Origin of the sequence: Streptomyces sp. 6-11-2 (genome assembly GCF_006540305.1) — a bacterium.
Classification (GTDB): domain Bacteria; phylum Actinomycetota; class Actinomycetes; order Streptomycetales; family Streptomycetaceae; genus Streptomyces.
Genome location: NZ_BJOR01000001.1, coordinates 1,024,700 through 1,039,703, shown reverse-complemented (window position 1 = coordinate 1,039,703; position 15,004 = coordinate 1,024,700). Strand labels below are relative to the sequence as shown.

The 15,004-nt window shown below is 73.2% G+C and carries 12 protein-coding genes and 1 tRNA gene; 10 read left to right on the top strand and 3 right to left on the bottom strand.

The window, feature by feature from the left end; translation table 11 throughout:
* Positions 1-365: 365 nt before the first annotated feature.
* From TNCT6_RS04130 to TNCT6_RS04095, 8 genes are all read left to right on the top strand, one after another.
* Positions 366-1,490, top strand: coding sequence for an inositol-3-phosphate synthase (locus TNCT6_RS04130; protein WP_141356649.1), 1,125 nt, complete (start codon positions 366-368; stop codon positions 1,488-1,490).
* Positions 1,491-1,711: 221 nt separating this feature from the next.
* Positions 1,712-2,782 carry an SCO3242 family prenyltransferase gene (locus tag TNCT6_RS04125; RefSeq protein WP_373996234.1) on the top strand — a complete coding sequence of 357 codons (1,071 nt, stop codon included), beginning with the start codon at positions 1,712-1,714 and terminating at the stop codon, positions 2,780-2,782.
* Positions 2,779-3,741 (top strand): sugar phosphate isomerase/epimerase, encoded by a 963-nt coding sequence (locus TNCT6_RS04120; protein WP_141356647.1) that lies wholly within the window; start codon positions 2,779-2,781, stop codon positions 3,739-3,741. Before TNCT6_RS04125 ends, TNCT6_RS04120 begins: the two co-directional genes overlap by 4 nt.
* Positions 3,738-4,442 carry an EboA domain-containing protein gene (locus TNCT6_RS04115; RefSeq protein ID WP_141356645.1) on the top strand — a complete coding sequence of 235 codons (705 nt, stop codon included), beginning with the start codon at positions 3,738-3,740 and terminating at the stop codon, positions 4,440-4,442. Before TNCT6_RS04120 ends, TNCT6_RS04115 begins: the two co-directional genes overlap by 4 nt.
* Positions 4,442-5,290 (top strand): TatD family hydrolase, encoded by an 849-nt coding sequence (locus TNCT6_RS04110; protein WP_141356643.1) that lies wholly within the window; start codon positions 4,442-4,444, stop codon positions 5,288-5,290. Before TNCT6_RS04115 ends, TNCT6_RS04110 begins: the two co-directional genes overlap by 1 nt.
* Positions 5,291-5,293: 3 nt before the next feature.
* On the top strand, positions 5,294-6,463 hold the full coding sequence (eboE, locus tag TNCT6_RS04105) for a metabolite traffic protein EboE (RefSeq protein WP_141356641.1): 1,170 nt from the start codon (positions 5,294-5,296) through the stop codon (positions 6,461-6,463).
* The gene (locus TNCT6_RS04100) at positions 6,460-7,881 is read left to right on the top strand and encodes a nucleotide pyrophosphatase/phosphodiesterase family protein (RefSeq protein WP_141356639.1); all 1,422 of its coding nucleotides are present in this window, start codon (positions 6,460-6,462) and stop codon (positions 7,879-7,881) included. The genes eboE and TNCT6_RS04100 overlap by 4 nt, the downstream gene beginning before the upstream one ends.
* A complete protein-coding gene (locus TNCT6_RS04095) occupies positions 7,878-9,035 on the top strand; it encodes a sugar phosphate isomerase/epimerase family protein (RefSeq protein ID WP_373996147.1) in 1,158 nt (385 codons plus the stop codon). The genes TNCT6_RS04100 and TNCT6_RS04095 overlap by 4 nt, the downstream gene beginning before the upstream one ends.
* Positions 9,036-9,099: 64 nt before the next feature.
* Here the strand turns inward: TNCT6_RS04095 and TNCT6_RS04090 are convergent, their stop codons facing one another.
* Positions 9,100-10,521 carry an OFA family MFS transporter gene (locus tag TNCT6_RS04090; protein WP_141356637.1) on the bottom strand — a complete coding sequence of 474 codons (1,422 nt, stop codon included), beginning with the start codon at positions 10,519-10,521 and terminating at the stop codon, positions 9,100-9,102.
* Positions 10,522-10,832: 311 nt separating this feature from the next.
* Between TNCT6_RS04090 and sucC the strand changes: the two genes are divergently transcribed.
* Both sucC and TNCT6_RS04075 read left to right on the top strand, forming a co-directional pair.
* Complete coding sequence (sucC, locus tag TNCT6_RS04080; protein WP_141356635.1) at positions 10,833-11,963, top strand: ADP-forming succinate--CoA ligase subunit beta; 1,131 nt, start codon at positions 10,833-10,835, stop codon at positions 11,961-11,963.
* A gap of 122 nt (positions 11,964-12,085) precedes the next feature.
* Positions 12,086-12,170, top strand: a tRNA-Leu gene (locus TNCT6_RS04075).
* A gap of 495 nt (positions 12,171-12,665) precedes the next feature.
* Here TNCT6_RS04075 and TNCT6_RS04070 read toward each other — a convergent pair.
* Complete coding sequence (locus tag TNCT6_RS04070) at positions 12,666-13,436, bottom strand: copper homeostasis protein CutC (protein WP_141356633.1); 771 nt, start codon at positions 13,434-13,436, stop codon at positions 12,666-12,668.
* Positions 13,433-14,956: a M81 family metallopeptidase gene (locus TNCT6_RS04065; protein ID WP_141356631.1), complete on the bottom strand. Its 1,524-nt coding sequence runs from the start codon at positions 14,954-14,956 to the stop codon at positions 13,433-13,435. The genes TNCT6_RS04070 and TNCT6_RS04065 overlap by 4 nt, the downstream gene beginning before the upstream one ends.
* Positions 14,957-15,004 lie beyond the last annotated feature (48 nt).

The following is a 15,004-nucleotide window of genomic DNA, read 5'->3' as shown; positions in this document are numbered from 1 at the left end:
CACCCCGCCCCCGGCCCAGGCCGAAACCCGACCTGGGGCGGGAAGGCGGAGCCGGCGGCGCCGGACCCCTGCTCCAACTCCGGTCTCGGATCCCTGTTCCAACTCCGGTCTCGGATCCCGGTTCCGGTTCCGGATCCCGATTCCGGCCGCGAGTCCGCTCCGGGCTCCGGGTCCGGGCCGGGATCCGGTCCCGGCTCCGGCCCAGGGACCAGGTCCTGGATCCGGTCCCGGGCTTGGTTTCGGCTCAGGTCGGGACCTTGCCCGGCCGGAGACCCGGTGCAGGTACCCGCGGCGGTATTCCGGAGGCCGCCCGGCGCCCGACCACCCGTCCGGCTTCCGGTTCGCGTACGACAAGGAGGCTGCCCATGTCCGCCGAACCTTCCGCTTCCCCCTCCCGCACCGGCGTCTGGCTGATCGGCGCGAGAGGCTCCGTCGCCACCACCGCCATCACCGGATGCGCCGCCGTCGCCGCCGGACTGCATCCCGCCGCCGGCCTCGTCACCGAGACGGAGCCCTTCGCCGCGAGCGGCCTGCCCGCCCTGTCCTCCCTCGTCTTCGGCGGGCACGACACCGTGGACTGCCCGCTGCCCAAACGGGCCGAGAGCCTTGCCGCCGGCGGTGTCCTGCCGCACGGCCTGCCGTCCGCGGTCCACAGTGAACTCGCCTCCGCCGACGGGGAGATCAGGCCAGGCGGTCCGCTGCCCGGAGACACCCGGAGCGAGGACGTTCTCATCGACGCCCTCGCCGATGACATCCGAGACTTCACCCGCAGCCACAACCTCGCCCGCACCGTCGTCGTCAACGTCGCCTCCACCGAACCGGCCCCCGAGGGCACCGCCCTGCCCGCCAGCTCGCTCTACGCGGCAGCGGCCCTGCGGGCGGGCTGCCCGTACGTCAACTTCACCCCGTCGACCGGGCTGCACCACCCCGCGCTCGCCGCCGAGGCCGAGACGGCCGCCCTGCCGTACGCGGGCCGCGACGGCAAGACCGGGCAGACCCTGCTGCGGTCCGTGCTCGGCCCGATGTTCACGCAGCGGGCGCTGCGGGTGCTGGCCTGGTCCGGAACGAACCTCCTCGGCGGCGGTGACGGCGCCGCCCTCGCCGACCCCGCCGCCGCCGCGGCGAAGAACTCCGGCAAGGAACGGGTCCTCGCCGACACCCTGGGCACGGTTCCCCAGGGAGAGGTGCACATCGACGACGTGCCCGCGCTCGGCGACTGGAAGACCGCCTGGGACCACATCGCCTTCGACGGCTTCCTCGGCTCCCGGATGACCCTCCAGACCACCTGGCAGGGCTGCGACTCGGCGCTCGCCGCGCCCCTGGTCCTCGACCTGGCCCGGCTGCTGGCCCGCGCCCACGAACGCGGACTGACCGGGCCGCGCCCCGAACTCGGCTTCTACTTCAAGGATCCCGACCCGGGCGCCTCCGCCGCGCTGGGGGAGCAGTACGCGGCGCTCCTGGACTTCGGCCGACGGCTGGGGGACCAGTGACGACCCGCCACGGTCTGGTGGCCATCGCCCTGGCGGTGACCGTCGCCGCCGTCGTCGGAGCGCGCGGATCCGCGTCCCGCGGCCGCCCGCGCCGGGAGGAGGACCACGCGTCACCACCGCCGCGGGCGGAGCAGGGGACGCGGTCGGACGCAAGACCCGCCGGATCCGCGGATCCGACCGGCCCGGCGGGGGAGGGCCCCACGGCAACCCCCGCCGCGCCCGTGGCTTTCGCCGGACAGCCGGCGGGGGCCGGGCCGTCGGAGGGCGGTCCCCGGCCGGCGCGGGCGGATGGCGATCCCGTCGCCTCCACCGCCACGGACCCGGCCCCCGCGCCCACCTCCACCCCGCACCCACCCCGCCGCCCAGCCCTCGGCACCCCCGCCGACTGGGTCGAACTGCTGCGGCTGCCCGCCCTGTTCACCGTCCCCGGCGACGCCCTCGCCGGGGCCGCGGTGGCCGGGCGGGCCCCCGGGACCCGTACCCTCCTGGCCATCGGCTCGTCCCTGTGCCTCTACCAGGCGGGCATGGCGCTCAACGACTGGGCGGACCGTGCCGAGGACGCCGTGGAGCGCCCGCACCGGCCGCTCCCGTCCGGGCGGATCGCCCCCGGCGCCGCGCTCGCCGCGGCCGGCGCGCTCACCGCCCTGGGCCTCGCGCTCGCCGCCCGCGCCGGGCGGCCCGCGCTCACCGTCGCCGTACCGCTCGCCGCCACGGTCTGGGCGTACGACCTCGGTCTGAAGCGGAACTGGGCGGGACCGCCGGTGATGGCGGCGGCCCGGAGCCTCGACCTCGTGCTCGGCGCCGCCGCGAGCGGCGGCCGGGTCCGCGACGCCGTACCGTCCGCCGCCGCCCTCGGCGCCCACACCCTGGCCGTCACCGCCGTATCGCGCCGCGAGACCCAGGGCGGCTCCACCGCCGTCCCGCTCGCGGCCCTCGCGGTCACCTCCGGCGTCGCGTACGCACTGACCCCGCCCGCCGTGGCCCTCAGACTCCCGGCGGACCGAGGTGGAGCAGCCCCCCTCGGTCCGCCGGGCCTCACCCCCGCACCGGTCGATGCGCTCCGTGCGGCACTCGCGCTCGGCTACGCCGCCACCGTCGCCCGCCCCCTCGCCCACGCCGTCCTCAACTCCTCGCCCCCGCTCACCCAGAGGGCCGTCGGCGGCGGCATCCGCGCCATGATCCCGCTCCAGGCAGCGCTGTCCGCCCGCGCGGGCGCACCGCTCACCGCCCTGTGCACGGCCGCCCTGGCCCCGCTGGCCCGAAGGTTCGCGAGGAAGGTGAGCGTGACATGAGCCCCGACCCCGCCGCGGCCCCGCGCTTCGGCTACGGCACCAACGGCCTCGCGGACCTGCGCCTCGACGACGCCCTCGGCCTGCTCGCCGACCTCGGCTACGACGGCGTGGGACTGACCCTCGACCACATGCACCTCGACCCGCTCGCCCCCGACCTGGCCGCCCGCACCCGCCGGGTCGCGCACCGGCTGGACGCGCTGGGCCTCGGGGTGACGGTGGAGACGGGCGCCCGTTACGTGCTCGACCCGCGGCGCAAGCACGGCCCCTCCCTCCTGGACGCGGACCCGGCGGACCGCGCCCGCCGCGCCGACCTGCTGCTGCGGGCCGTACGGGTGGCCGCCGACCTCGGCGCCCACGCCGTGCACTGCTTCAGCGGCATCACCCCGCCCGGCACCGACCGGGACACGGCGTGGAAGCGGCTCGCCGAGTCCCTGGGCCCCGTCCTGGAGGCCGCCACCGCCGCCGGCGTCCCCCTCGCCGTGGAGCCCGAACCCGGCCACCTCCTCGCCACCCTCGCCGACTTCCACCACCTGCGCCGCACCCTCGGCGACCCGGAGAACCTGGGCCTCACCCTCGACATCGGCCACTGCCAGTGCCTCGAACCCCTCCCTCCGGCCGAGTGCGTCCGCGCCGCCGCGCCCTGGCTGCGGCACGTCCAGATCGAGGACATGCGCCGCGGCGTCCACGAACACCTCCCGTTCGGGGACGGCGAGATCGACTTCCCGCCCGTCCTCGCGGCCCTGGCCGCCACCGGCTATGAGGGCCTGACCGTCGTGGAACTGCCCCGGCACTCCCACGCCGGCCCGCACCACGCCGAGCTCTCCCTGCCCTTCCTCCGCCGAGCGGCCACCGCCGCCGCGTCCACGGGCGAGCCCCCGGCTCCCGCGGCCCCCGCGCCTCCCGCCCCCGCGCGTCCAGCCCCCGAGCATCCGGTCACCCCAGAAGGGAGCACCCGATGACCCACCCGCACGGCACCGGCACCGCGGGCACCCCCGCGGCCGGCACCGCCCCCGCTCCGACCCCGACGGACGAGCTGCGCGCCCGTACGGACACCGGCCTCACACCGGCCGCACGGGCCTGGCTCGACCAGGCGCTCGACGAGGCCGCCGCCCACCCCGGCACCCACGGGCCGATCTCCGTGTGGGAGCTGCGCCTGGCCGAGGCGGGCCGCCGCTGCGGCCCCGCCCACGCCGACGCCGCCCGCGTCCTCATCCTGCACGCGGCCCGCGCCGACCTCGACGCCCTCACCCGGGTCTACCGCCAGGGCACCGCCGACGAACGCCGCGCCGTCCTGCACGCCCTGCCCCACCTCGTGGCCGGCCCCGACGCCCTTCCGCTCGTCGAGGACGCGCTGCGCACCAACGACACCCGGCTGCTCGCCGCCGCCGTGGGCCCGTACGCCGCCGGGCACCTGGCTGCTCACGCATGGCGCCACGCCGTGCTGAAGTGCCTGTTCACCGGCGTGCCCGTGGACAGCGTCGCGGACCTGGGCCGCCGCGCCCGCGGCGACACCGAACTCGCCCGCATGCTCGGCGACTACGCCGCCGAACGCACCGCCGCGGGCCGCCAGGTCCCCGAGGACCTGCACCGCGTCCTGGCCCTGTCCGAGCCCGACACCGCGCCGCACGGCCCGGTCGACCCCCACGGCAAGGAGTCCTGATGCGCATCTTCGATCCCCACATCCACATGACGTCCAGGACCACCGACGACTACGAGGCCATGTACGCCGCCGGCGTCCGCGCCGTCGTGGAACCGGCCTTCTGGCTCGGTCAGCCCCGCACCTCGGCCGCCTCCTTCCTCGACTACTTCGACTCCCTGATCGGCTGGGAACCCTTCCGCGCCGCCCAGTACGGCATCGCCCACCACTGCACCATCGCCCTGAACCCCAAGGAGGCCAACGACCCGCGCTGCCTGCCCGTCCTCGACGAACTGCCCCGCTACCTCGTCAAGGACCAGGTCGTCGCCGTGGGCGAGATCGGCTACGACTCGATGACCCCCGAAGAGGACACGGCCCTCTCCGCCCAGTTGCAGCTCGCCGCCGACCACGGGCTGCCCGCCCTCGTCCACACCCCGCACCGCGACAAGCTCACCGGGCTGCGCCGCACCCTCGACGTCGTACGGGAGTCGGCGCTGGCCATGGACCGCGTCCTGGTCGACCACCTCAACGAGACCACCGTCAAGGAGGCCAAGGACAGCGGCTGCTGGCTCGGCTTCTCCGTCTACCCCGACACCAAGATGGACGAGGAGCGGATGGTCGCGATCCTGCGCGCCCACGGCCCCGAACGGGTCCTGGTCAACTCCGCCGCCGACTGGGGCAGAAGCGACCCCCTCAAGACCCGCAAGGTGGCCGACCTCATGCTCGCCGAGGGCTTCACCGAGGACGAGGTGGACCGCGTGCTGTGGCGCAACCCCGTCGAGTTCTACGGTCTCAGCGGCCGGCTGAGCCTCGACGTCGCCGCGACCGGCGCCACCCACGAGGGCAACAGCATCCTGCGCGGCGGGGAGTGATCGATGCGCTTCCGGCACCCCGACGGCTCCACTGTCCACCTCGCCTACTGCACCAACGTCCACCCCGCCGAGACCCTCGACGGCGTCGTGGCCCAACTGCGCGACCACTGCGAGCCCGTCCGCCGCCGCCTGGGCCGAGACCGCCTCGGCGTCGGCCTGTGGCTCGCCCGGGACGCCGCCCGCACCCTCGACACCGACCCGTCAGCACTGCGCGCCCTGCGCGCCGAACTCGACCGGCACGGCCTGGAGGTGGTCACCCTCAACGGCTTCCCCTACCAGGGCTTCGGCGCCGAAGAGGTCAAGTACCGCGTCTACAAGCCGGACTGGGCCGACGCCGAACGCCTCGACCACACCACCGCGCTCGCCCGCATCCTCGCCGGCCTCCTCCCGGACGACGTCGGCGAGGGCAGCGTCTCCACCCTGCCCCTGGCCTGGCGCACCGCGTACGACGACTCCCGCGCCGAGCGGGCCCGTACCGCCCTGCGCACCCTCGCCGAACGCCTCGACGCGCTGGAGGAGTTGACGGGCCGCTCCATCCGGGTGGGCCTGGAACCCGAACCCGGCTGTGTCGTCGAGACCACGCACGACGCCATCGCCCCGCTGACCGCGATCGCCCACGACCGCATCGGCATCTGCGTCGACACGTGCCACCTCGCCACCTCCTTCGAGGACCCGCACACCGCCCTGGACGCCCTCGCCGAGGCCGGCGTCCCCATCGTCAAGTCCCAGCTGTCGGCCGCCCTGCACGCCGAGCACCCCCACCTGCCCGACGTCCGCGACGCCCTCGCCGCCTTCGACGAACCCCGCTTCCTGCACCAGACCCGTACCGTCACCGCCGCCGGCCTGCGCGGCACCGACGACCTCGGGGAAGCACTGGGCGGAGACGTCCTGCCCGACGCCGCGCCCTGGCGCGCCCACTTCCACGTCCCCCTGCACGCGGCCCCCGCCGAGCCCCTCACCTCCACCCTCCCGGTCCTCAAGGCCGCCCTGACCCGGCTCGTCGGCGGCCCGCGGCCGCTCACCCGCCACCTGGAGGTCGAGACCTACACCTGGCAGGCGCTCCCGTCCGAGCTGCGCCCCCGTGACCGCGGCCGGCTCGCCGACGGCATCGCCGCCGAACTCGCCCTCACCCGCGACCTGCTGACCGACCTCGGACTGAAGGAACTGCCATGACCCGGCCCCAGGGACCGACACCCCTGCTCGTCCTGGACGTCGTCGGTCTCACCCCGCGCATCCTCGACCACATGCCCCGCCTCAAGGCCCTCGGCCAGTCGGGCTCCCGTGCCGCGCTCGGCACCGTCCTGCCCGCCGTCACCTGCGCCGCCCAGTCCACCTTCCTCACCGGCACCATGCCCTCCGAGCACGGAATCGTCGGCAACGGCTGGTACTTCCGCGAACTCGGCGACGTCCTGCTGTGGCGGCAGCACAACGGCCTCGTCACCGGCGACAAGCTGTGGGACGCCGCCCGCCGCGCCCACCCCGGCTACACGGTCGCCAACATCTGCTGGTGGTACGCCATGGGCGCCGACACCGACATCACCGTCACCCCGCGGCCCGTCTACTACGCCGACGGCCGCAAGGAACCCGACTGCTACACCCGCCCCCCGGCCCTGCACGACGAACTCACCGAGAAACTCGGCACGTTCCCCCTGTTCCACTTCTGGGGGCCCGGCGCCGACCTCGTCTCCAGCCAGTGGATCATCGACGCCACCCGCCACATCCAGCGCACCCGCCGACCCGACCTGACGCTCTGCTACCTGCCCCACCTCGACTACGACCTGCAACGCTACGGCCCCGACGACCCGCGCTCCCTGCAAGCGGCGGCCGACCTCGACGCCGCCATGGCCCCGCTCCTGGACGACGCGCGCGCAGAGGGCCGTACCGTCGTCGCGCTGTCCGAGTACGGCATCACCCGCGCCGACCGGCCCGTCGACATCAACCGCGCCCTGCGCCGGGCCGGCCTGCTCGAAGTGCACACCCAGGACGGCATGGAGTACCTCGACCCGATGGCCTCGCGCGCCTTCGCCGTCGCCGACCACCAGATCGCCCACGTCTACGTGCGCCGCCCCGAGGACATGGACGCGACCAGGGTCGCCCTCGACGGACTGCCCGGCATCGAGCGACTCCTCGACGACGAGGGCAAGAAGGCCCACCACCTCGACCACCCGCGCTCCGGCGAACTCGTCGCCGTCGCCGAACCGGACGCCTGGTTCACGTACTACTACTGGCTCGACGACGAGCGCGCGCCCGACTTCGCGCAGCTGGTCGAGATCCACCGCAAACCCGGTTACGACCCGGTCGAGCTCTTCATGGACCCGCACGACCCCTATGTGAAGGTCAAGGCGGCGACGGCGGTGGCCCGGAAGAAACTCGGGATGCGCTACCGCATGGCGGTCGTACCCCTCGACGCCTCACCCATCCGCGGCAGCCACGGCCGCCTGCCCGCGAGCGACGACGACGGTCCGCTCCTCCTGTGCTCCACCCCCCGTGCCGTCGGCGACCGCATCGCGGCCACCGACGTGAAGTCCCTCCTGCTCCACCTCGCCGGTCTCGGCCACGCAGACCACAAGCCCGAAGAGAGGCACCCGTGAACGACATCCAAGCAACCGACCACGGCACCGACGAACTGCTGCGCCGCAGCCTGGGCATCGGCCGCCGCGGCTTCCTCAGCACCTGCACCGCCGTCGCGGCCGGGGCGATCGCCGCTCCCGTCCTCGGCGCGGCCCCGGTGCAGGCGGCCCCCGCCGAGTCCAACGGCAAGGCCAAGGGCCACCTGCTCGTCCCCGAGGACAAGCGCGGCATCATCCTCTACACGGTGCGCGACGCCACCGGCCGCGACCCGTTCTCCACCAGCCTGCCCTCCGGCTTCCGTGCCGTGTTCGAGCAACTGGCCCGATTCGGCTACCGGCAGGTCGAGTTCGCGGGGTACGGCCAGCACGCCAACGCCCCCGGCGGCGCCAACCTGGAGTCCGTCGAGGGCGCCCGGCTGCTGCGCGGCTGGCTGGACGAGTACGGGCTGCGGGCGCAGGGCAACCACGGCTTCATCCCGGGCTCGTGGCCGCTGACCACCGGGGACCTGGACACCTTCAAGAAGCACCTGGAGATCGCCAACATCCTCGGCATGCAGCACATGGGGACCGGCAACGACCCCACCGGCAGCAACTACAAGGCCGACTGGGACGTCGCCGCCGAGAAGTGGCACGTCCTCGGCGAGATCGCCCGCAGAGCCGGGATCAAGCTCTACACCCACAACCACGACGCGGCCTACGGCTTCCTGCTCGACGGCGGCCCGCTCGACGCCCAGGGCCGCCCGACCCGCAGCTCCGGCATCCGCAAGCTGGAGTACTTCCTGTCCATCACCGACCCCAAGCTGATCTGGCTGGAGATGGACATCTTCTGGGCGCACGTGGCCCAGTACAAGTTCCGCACCTACACCGACCACGACGGCGCCACCCGGCAGAACATCTTCGACCCGGCCGGCCTCGTCACCCGCCACGACAAGCGCTACCCGCTGTTCCACGCCAAGGACGGCGTCATCAACAACACCAACGGACAGGGCTACGACATGGTCCCGTTCGGCACCGGTGTCATCGACTACACCACCTTCTTCTCCCGGGTCGGCAGTCCGAACTACCACAACCCGATGGTCGAGCAGGACAACGCCCCGAGCTCCACCGACCCGGGCCAGTCGCTGGAGCACGCGCGGATCGGCTGCCGGAACATGGCCGCGCTGCGCCGCAAGTAACGCACACCCGCCGAGGGCCTCCCCGGAGATCCACGGGGAGGCCCTCGGCACGCGGTTCACACGCTCACGCCATGTCCTCGCCCAGGGGCCGGGGGTTGGCGGCGACACCGCGCCGGGGCTGCGGCCTGCCCGGAGCCTTCAGGAACAGCGCCAGCACCGCGGAGGCCAACCCGATCGAACCCGCCAGGAGGAACGCGCCCTTGTAGTCCCAGGCCGCGACGACGACCGCCCCGAGACCCGAACCGACGAGCCCGGAGATCAGCTTCGAGCTGTAGACGATGCCGTAGTTGGCGGCGTTGTGGTTCTCCCCGAAGTAGTCGGCCGTCATGGCCGCGAACAGCGGGAAGATCGCTCCGCCGCCGAACCCGGACACCATGGAGCAGAACAGGAAGAACGGCATGCTGCCCATCTGCCCGGACACCAGCACACCGAACTGCGCCGTGCCGAGCACCAGACACACGATGATCAGGGTGCTGCGCCGCCCGCACTGGTCGGAGATCCAGCCGATGACACCGCGCCCGGTGCCGTTGACGATCGCCTTCAGGGACATCGCGGTCGCCACGATCCCGCCCGCGAACCCCATGTCCTTGCCGAACGGCACCTGGAAGGCGATGCCGAAGATGTTGATGCCGGCCGTGCACAGCAGACAGAACCACATCATCCACATGACGGGCGTACGGGCGGCCTCGCCCGGCGTGTACTGCTTGACCGCCGGCGGGTTCTTCGCCAGCGCCCGGCGGATCTTGGGGTCGTCGGTCTGCTTCAGCGGGTCGACGTGAGCGGGCCACCAGTTCTTCGGGGGGTCCCGGAAGAACCAGCCGGCCGTCGCCACCATGAGGCACAGTCCGGCACCGACGCAGGCGAGCACCGTCCGGTAGTTGCTCAGGTCCATGAACGAGGTGAAAAGGAACACGAACGGCACGGAGCCGTAGGCGAATCCGCCGTTGACGAAGCCCGTCTTGCCGCCCTTGCGCTCCGGGTACCACTTGCCGACCATGTTCACGCAGGTCGCGTACACCAGACCGGCGCCGATGCCGCTGCACATCCCGAAGCCGAAGTACGCCACGATCACGTGCGGCGCGTACGCCAGCGACAGATAGCCCAGCAGTGTGCCGACCGCGCCGAGCAGCATGGCCGAACGGGCGGGCAGCCTGCCGCTCTCCCGCAGTTGTCCGGCCGGGAAGGCCACGGCCGCCTGGAAGAACACCCAGACGCCCATCAGCCAGAAGATGTGCCCACTGCTCCACAGGTGGGCCTTGTGGAGCGTCTCCTCCGCCGAGGTGAACGCGTATTCGGCGGAGCTGATGCCCATCATGCCCACCCAGGGGAGGATGACCATCCACCTGCGGCGACGCCCCATGATGTCGCTGTCGGTCTCACCGATGCGGTAGACCCGCCCCCGGGAGTCGGTCACTTCGCGATACGAGCCGTGCGCCGTGCGGGTGTCGCCCGGCGTACTTCTGGTCGATAGGGGATCCGCGGTCATGTCTGGCCATCTCCTCGCCGTGTCGGTGGGGATCGGGGACGATGCGCCGGGCGTTCGATCGGCCCGGAGTCTTGCGGAGCAGCGCCGGTACGGCGCGGGGCGGGTCCGGTGCAGCCTGTGCGGTCGCGCGTACGGTCCAGGGACGGCCCGCGCCCACCACCGGCCGTTCCCGGACTCGATCTGCTCGCCGACCCGGTCATTGCATACAGTCGACGAATACTGTATGAAGTTTGTTATCCCGCATCCCGCCAAAGGTGTCCAGGGGTTGCGCAGCACTTCTCAGCCAGGAGCCGTCCCGCGGGGGAGCCGGAATGGACCTCTACGAACACCAGGCAAGACAACTCTTCGAGGAGTACGGCATCGTGGTGCCACGAGCCGAGGTCACCGACTCCTCCAAGAAGGCCCGTGAGATCGCCCGCAGGTTCGGCGGCCGGGTCGTCGTCAAGGCCCAGGTGAAGACGGGCGGGCGGGGCAGGGCGGGCGGAGTGAAACTCGCCGCCGACCCCGCGGCCACCGAACTGACGGCTCGCCAGATCCTCGGCATGGACATCAAGGGTCACCGGGTCCGCACGGTGATGGTGGCCGAACCGGTCGACACCGCCGAGGAGTTCCGCGTCTCCTACGCCCTCGACCGTTCGACGGGCGGCTTCCTCGCCATCGCCTCGGCCCGGGGCGGCACGGAGACCGAGGAGGCGGGCGCGAGCCGACCCGAGGCGGTGGCGCGCGTCCCCGTCGACCCGACCGAGGGCGTCACCTCGTCGAAGGCGGCCGGGATCGCCGCGGCGGCGGGCCTGCCTCCGCAGGCCGTGGACACCCTGGTCCGGCTCTGGCGGGTCCTGGTCCGCGAGGACGCCCTGCTGGTGGAGGTCGACCCGCTGGTACGCACGAGGCAGGGCCGGATCGTTGCCCTCGGCGGCAGGATCACCCTCGACCGCAACGCCCGGTTCCGCCAGGCCCGCTGGGGGGTGGAGCACACCGAGCACGACGACCCGCTGGAGGCGGCGGCCGCGGCCCGCGGCCTCACCTGCGTCAAGCTGGACGGCGAGGTCGGCGTCATCGGCAACGGCGCCGGCCTGGTCATGTCCACACTGGACATGGTCGCCGACCGTGGCGCCCGCCCCGCCAACTTCCTGGACATCGGAGGCGGGGCCTCCGCGCGGCGCATGGCCGACGGGCTGTCCGTCGTCCTCTCCGACCCGTCCGTGCGGTCGGTCCTCGTCAACGTCTTCGGCGGGATCACCGCGTGCGACACCGTCGCCGAGGGCATCGTCCAGGCCCTGGACACCGTCCGGCTCACCCGACCGCTGGTCGTACGCCTCGACGGCAACAACGCGGCCCGCGGCCGCGCGATCCTCGACGAGCGCGCCCACCCCCTGCTCGAACAGGCCGCCACCATGGACACCGCCGCGAGCCGCGCCGCGGAGCCGGCCCGAGGAGCATGATCCCGTCGCGCCCCCGGGGGCCCCTCCCGGGGGCGGATACGCAGGTGAAACGCACCCCGAAACCTTGGTATTGTTGTCCATGTCGCCGCGGGGAAAACCCCCGGTCAGGCGGCAGGCACCTGGTCCGGGTGGCGGAATGGCAGACGCGCTAGCTTGAGGTGCTAGTGCCCTTTATCGGGCGTGGGGGTTCAAGTCCCCCCTCGGACACTCGCTATAGCGATACGGAATCGAGGGCCTCGACCTAACGGTCGCGGTCCTCGTGGCGTTTTCGTAGCTGATTGTGATGCCGAGGGCTTCGTAGAGTGAGGCGTTCGTGCTCGGATCGGCGCTCTGGAGGCGCTGTGCGACCTCGTGGAGGTTCTTCGCGAGCTTGAGGATCTCCTTTTTGGCGAGTGGCTCCTCCTCCGGCGCGCTGCTCGGTTGCGCCTCGGTTTCCTTGAGCTTGGCCAGGGCGGTTCATTTCTCGTTCTGGGCTTCGTTGATCCACTGGGTGACGATGGCGGGGCCGGCCCCGGGGGTGAGGGCGGCCCCGTGGCGGGCGAGGCAGGTCTGTTCTGCGACCACCAGTGCGGTGCGGACGCAAACTCAGACGACAGAGGCTCTGAACGGATCGGTCGGAATGACCCGCCCCGAGAGTCCGCGGTCCGACGCGAACCGCAGACTCTCGGGGCGGCGTGCTCCGGCAGGCGGGCGCACGGCCGGTCAGCCCGTTGCCCGGGATTCCAGCATTCTCCTGGCCTCGGCGACCACCGCTGGGTCGGTGACGAAGTATGTGTCCTGCTCGGCGGAGGCGCTGGAGGCGCCGAGGGGGATCCACGCACCCCCGCGCCGGGGTTCGGCGCGGCGCTTCGCGGAGAGGTGGACGGCGGCGACACCGGCGGCGGTCAGGGCCGGGATGTCGGCGGGGCGCACCCCGCCGCCGGCCATGACCTGCACGCCGGGTGCGGCCTCGACCATGGCGGCGAGCGCGGCGAGTCCCTCTCCGGCGGCCGGGGCGCCGCCGGAGGTGAGCACCCGGGTGAGCCCCAGGTCGGGCAACAGCGCGGCGGTGGCGACCGGGTCCGCGGACAGGTCGATCGCGCGGTGCAGGGTCACCTCGACGGGGCGGCCCGCGTCATGAGCCGCCGCGGCGAGGCGCGTGACGGCGTCGGTGTCGAGGCCGCCGTCGGCGGTGAGCGCGCCGACGACCACGCCGGCGGCGCCGGAGGCGATCACGGACCGCGCCTCGGCGACCATCAGGGCGATCTCGTCGGCGTCGTGGACGAAGTCGCCCGGCCGGCAGCGGACCAGGACCTGCACCGGCAGGCCTACGGCGGCGACCGCCTCGACGAGGGCGGCCGACGGGGTCAGACCGCCCAGTTCCAGGCCGGTGCAGAGTTCGACGCGGTCGGCTCCGTGGTCGAGGGCGACACGGGCACCGGCCGGTGAGGTGACGGCGATCTCCAATGCTGGCCGGATGGTGTGGTCGGTCATTCGTCGTCCCCGGTGAGCGGCTGGTCGGAGGCCGGGATGATACGGGCCGTCAGGTCCGGGTCGGCCATGTCGCGGTCGAAGGGGAACATCGGGCGGCGGATGCGGCGGTGGCCGAGGCGTACCAGGTCCTGGTCGACTCCGCCGGGGGTGAGGGCCATCTTCCAGCCGACCGACATGTCGAACAGCTCGGGCTCCAGGTAGCCGATCTTGACGATCACGATGTCGGCGGAGCGCGGGTCGAGGTCGAGGTCGGTGAAGTCGTGCTCGTGGTGGTACGGCTTGCGCAGCCCGGTGAGGATCGCGTACACGCTGCCGGCCCGGATGACGACCTCGGTCCCGGCGTCCCGGTCGCCGTGCCGGATCGCGTGGACCACGCCGGTGAGGGTGACGGGACCGGCGTGCCGGTCGTCGACCTCGGCGCCGGCGCTGACGGTGACGGTGGCGCCGACCCCGGCGGCGACGGCGGTCTCGATCGCGGCAGGGCCGGGTACCGAGGCGTAGATGACGGTCGGCCCGTCCTCCTTCTGGAACTCGGGGCGCTCCAGCAGCCGGGTCAGGCCCCAGGTGACGTCACCGGCGCCGCCCGCGGTGGGGTTGTCGCCGGTGTCGCTGATGAAGTACGGCCGCTGGTCGGAGGCGAGGGCCTCGTCGAGGAGTTCGTCGTAGGTGCCGGTCGGGGCCACGAAGTCGAAGTCGTGGCGGGCGTTCCAGAAGCCCCGGGCGAGTCGTTCGGCCCCGGCCGAGACCGCCGCCGTGTCGTCGCCGGTGACGACCACGACGGCGCGGTTGCGGGGTTCGTCGGCCCAGGCGTAGCCGACCCAGACGGCGGCGTCCGTCACGCCGTCGGCGGCCTCGACCTCGTCGACCGCCGCGTACACGCTCTTCGCGGGTTCGATTCGGGTGGAGGTCTGCTCGCCGGCCAGCAGCACCGGGACCGGGACCCACGCCTTGACCGGGCGGGGGGCGCCGGACGCCAGCAGGTCGACCAGGTTGCGGACGGCACGCTCCTTGGTCTCCATGTGGTCCTCGTGCGGGGCCATCCTGTAACAGGTGATCAGGTCGCTGCGGTGGGCGAGTTCGCGGGAGACGTTGCCGTGCAGGTCCATCGAGGTGGAGACGATCACGTCGGGGCCGACGGTGGCGCGGATCCGCTCCAGCAGCGCGGCCTCGGCGTCGTCGATTCCCTCCACGGTCATGGCGCCGTGGATGTCGTACCAGAGGCCGTCCAACCGGGGCAGCGCGGCGAGGCGTTCGATGAGCTCCTCGGTGAGCGCGGTCCAGGCGGCGGCGGTGACGGTGCCGCCGGGCAGCGACTTGCCGACCAGAGCGCCGTGCCATTCGGCGGCCTCACGCAGTTCCTCGCCAGGGGCGAGGAAGGGGTACCGGTCGAAGATCTCGGCGCCGCGCGAGGGGTGGAAGGCGGGGGCCTCGGTGCGGGCGGGGGAGAAGGTGGAGGACTCGATGCCGAGCCCGGCGACGGCGATGACCGGGCGGGCGGCGGGGGTGCGGGTGTGCGACATGGCTCCTCGGACGGGGTGTGGTGCGTGAGGCTCGTTGCGCGGCCCGCC

Coding starts and splice junctions, on each gene's coding strand:
- TNCT6_RS04070 (WP_141356633.1), bottom strand. CDS start 13,436: ATGACCGACCACACCATCCGGCCAGCATTGGAGATCGCCGTCACCTCA.
- TNCT6_RS04100 (WP_141356639.1), top strand. CDS start 6,460: ATGACCCGGCCCCAGGGACCGACACCCCTGCTCGTCCTGGACGTCGTC.
- TNCT6_RS04120 (WP_141356647.1), top strand. CDS start 2,779: ATGAGCCCCGACCCCGCCGCGGCCCCGCGCTTCGGCTACGGCACCAAC.
- TNCT6_RS04065 (WP_141356631.1), bottom strand. CDS start 14,956: ATGTCGCACACCCGCACCCCCGCCGCCCGCCCGGTCATCGCCGTCGCC.
- TNCT6_RS04110 (WP_141356643.1), top strand. CDS start 4,442: ATGCGCATCTTCGATCCCCACATCCACATGACGTCCAGGACCACCGAC.
- eboE (WP_141356641.1), top strand. CDS start 5,294: ATGCGCTTCCGGCACCCCGACGGCTCCACTGTCCACCTCGCCTACTGC.
- TNCT6_RS04090 (WP_141356637.1), bottom strand. CDS start 10,521: ATGACCGCGGATCCCCTATCGACCAGAAGTACGCCGGGCGACACCCGC.
- sucC (WP_141356635.1), top strand. CDS start 10,833: ATGGACCTCTACGAACACCAGGCAAGACAACTCTTCGAGGAGTACGGC.
- TNCT6_RS04115 (WP_141356645.1), top strand. CDS start 3,738: ATGACCCACCCGCACGGCACCGGCACCGCGGGCACCCCCGCGGCCGGC.
- TNCT6_RS04130 (WP_141356649.1), top strand. CDS start 366: ATGTCCGCCGAACCTTCCGCTTCCCCCTCCCGCACCGGCGTCTGGCTG.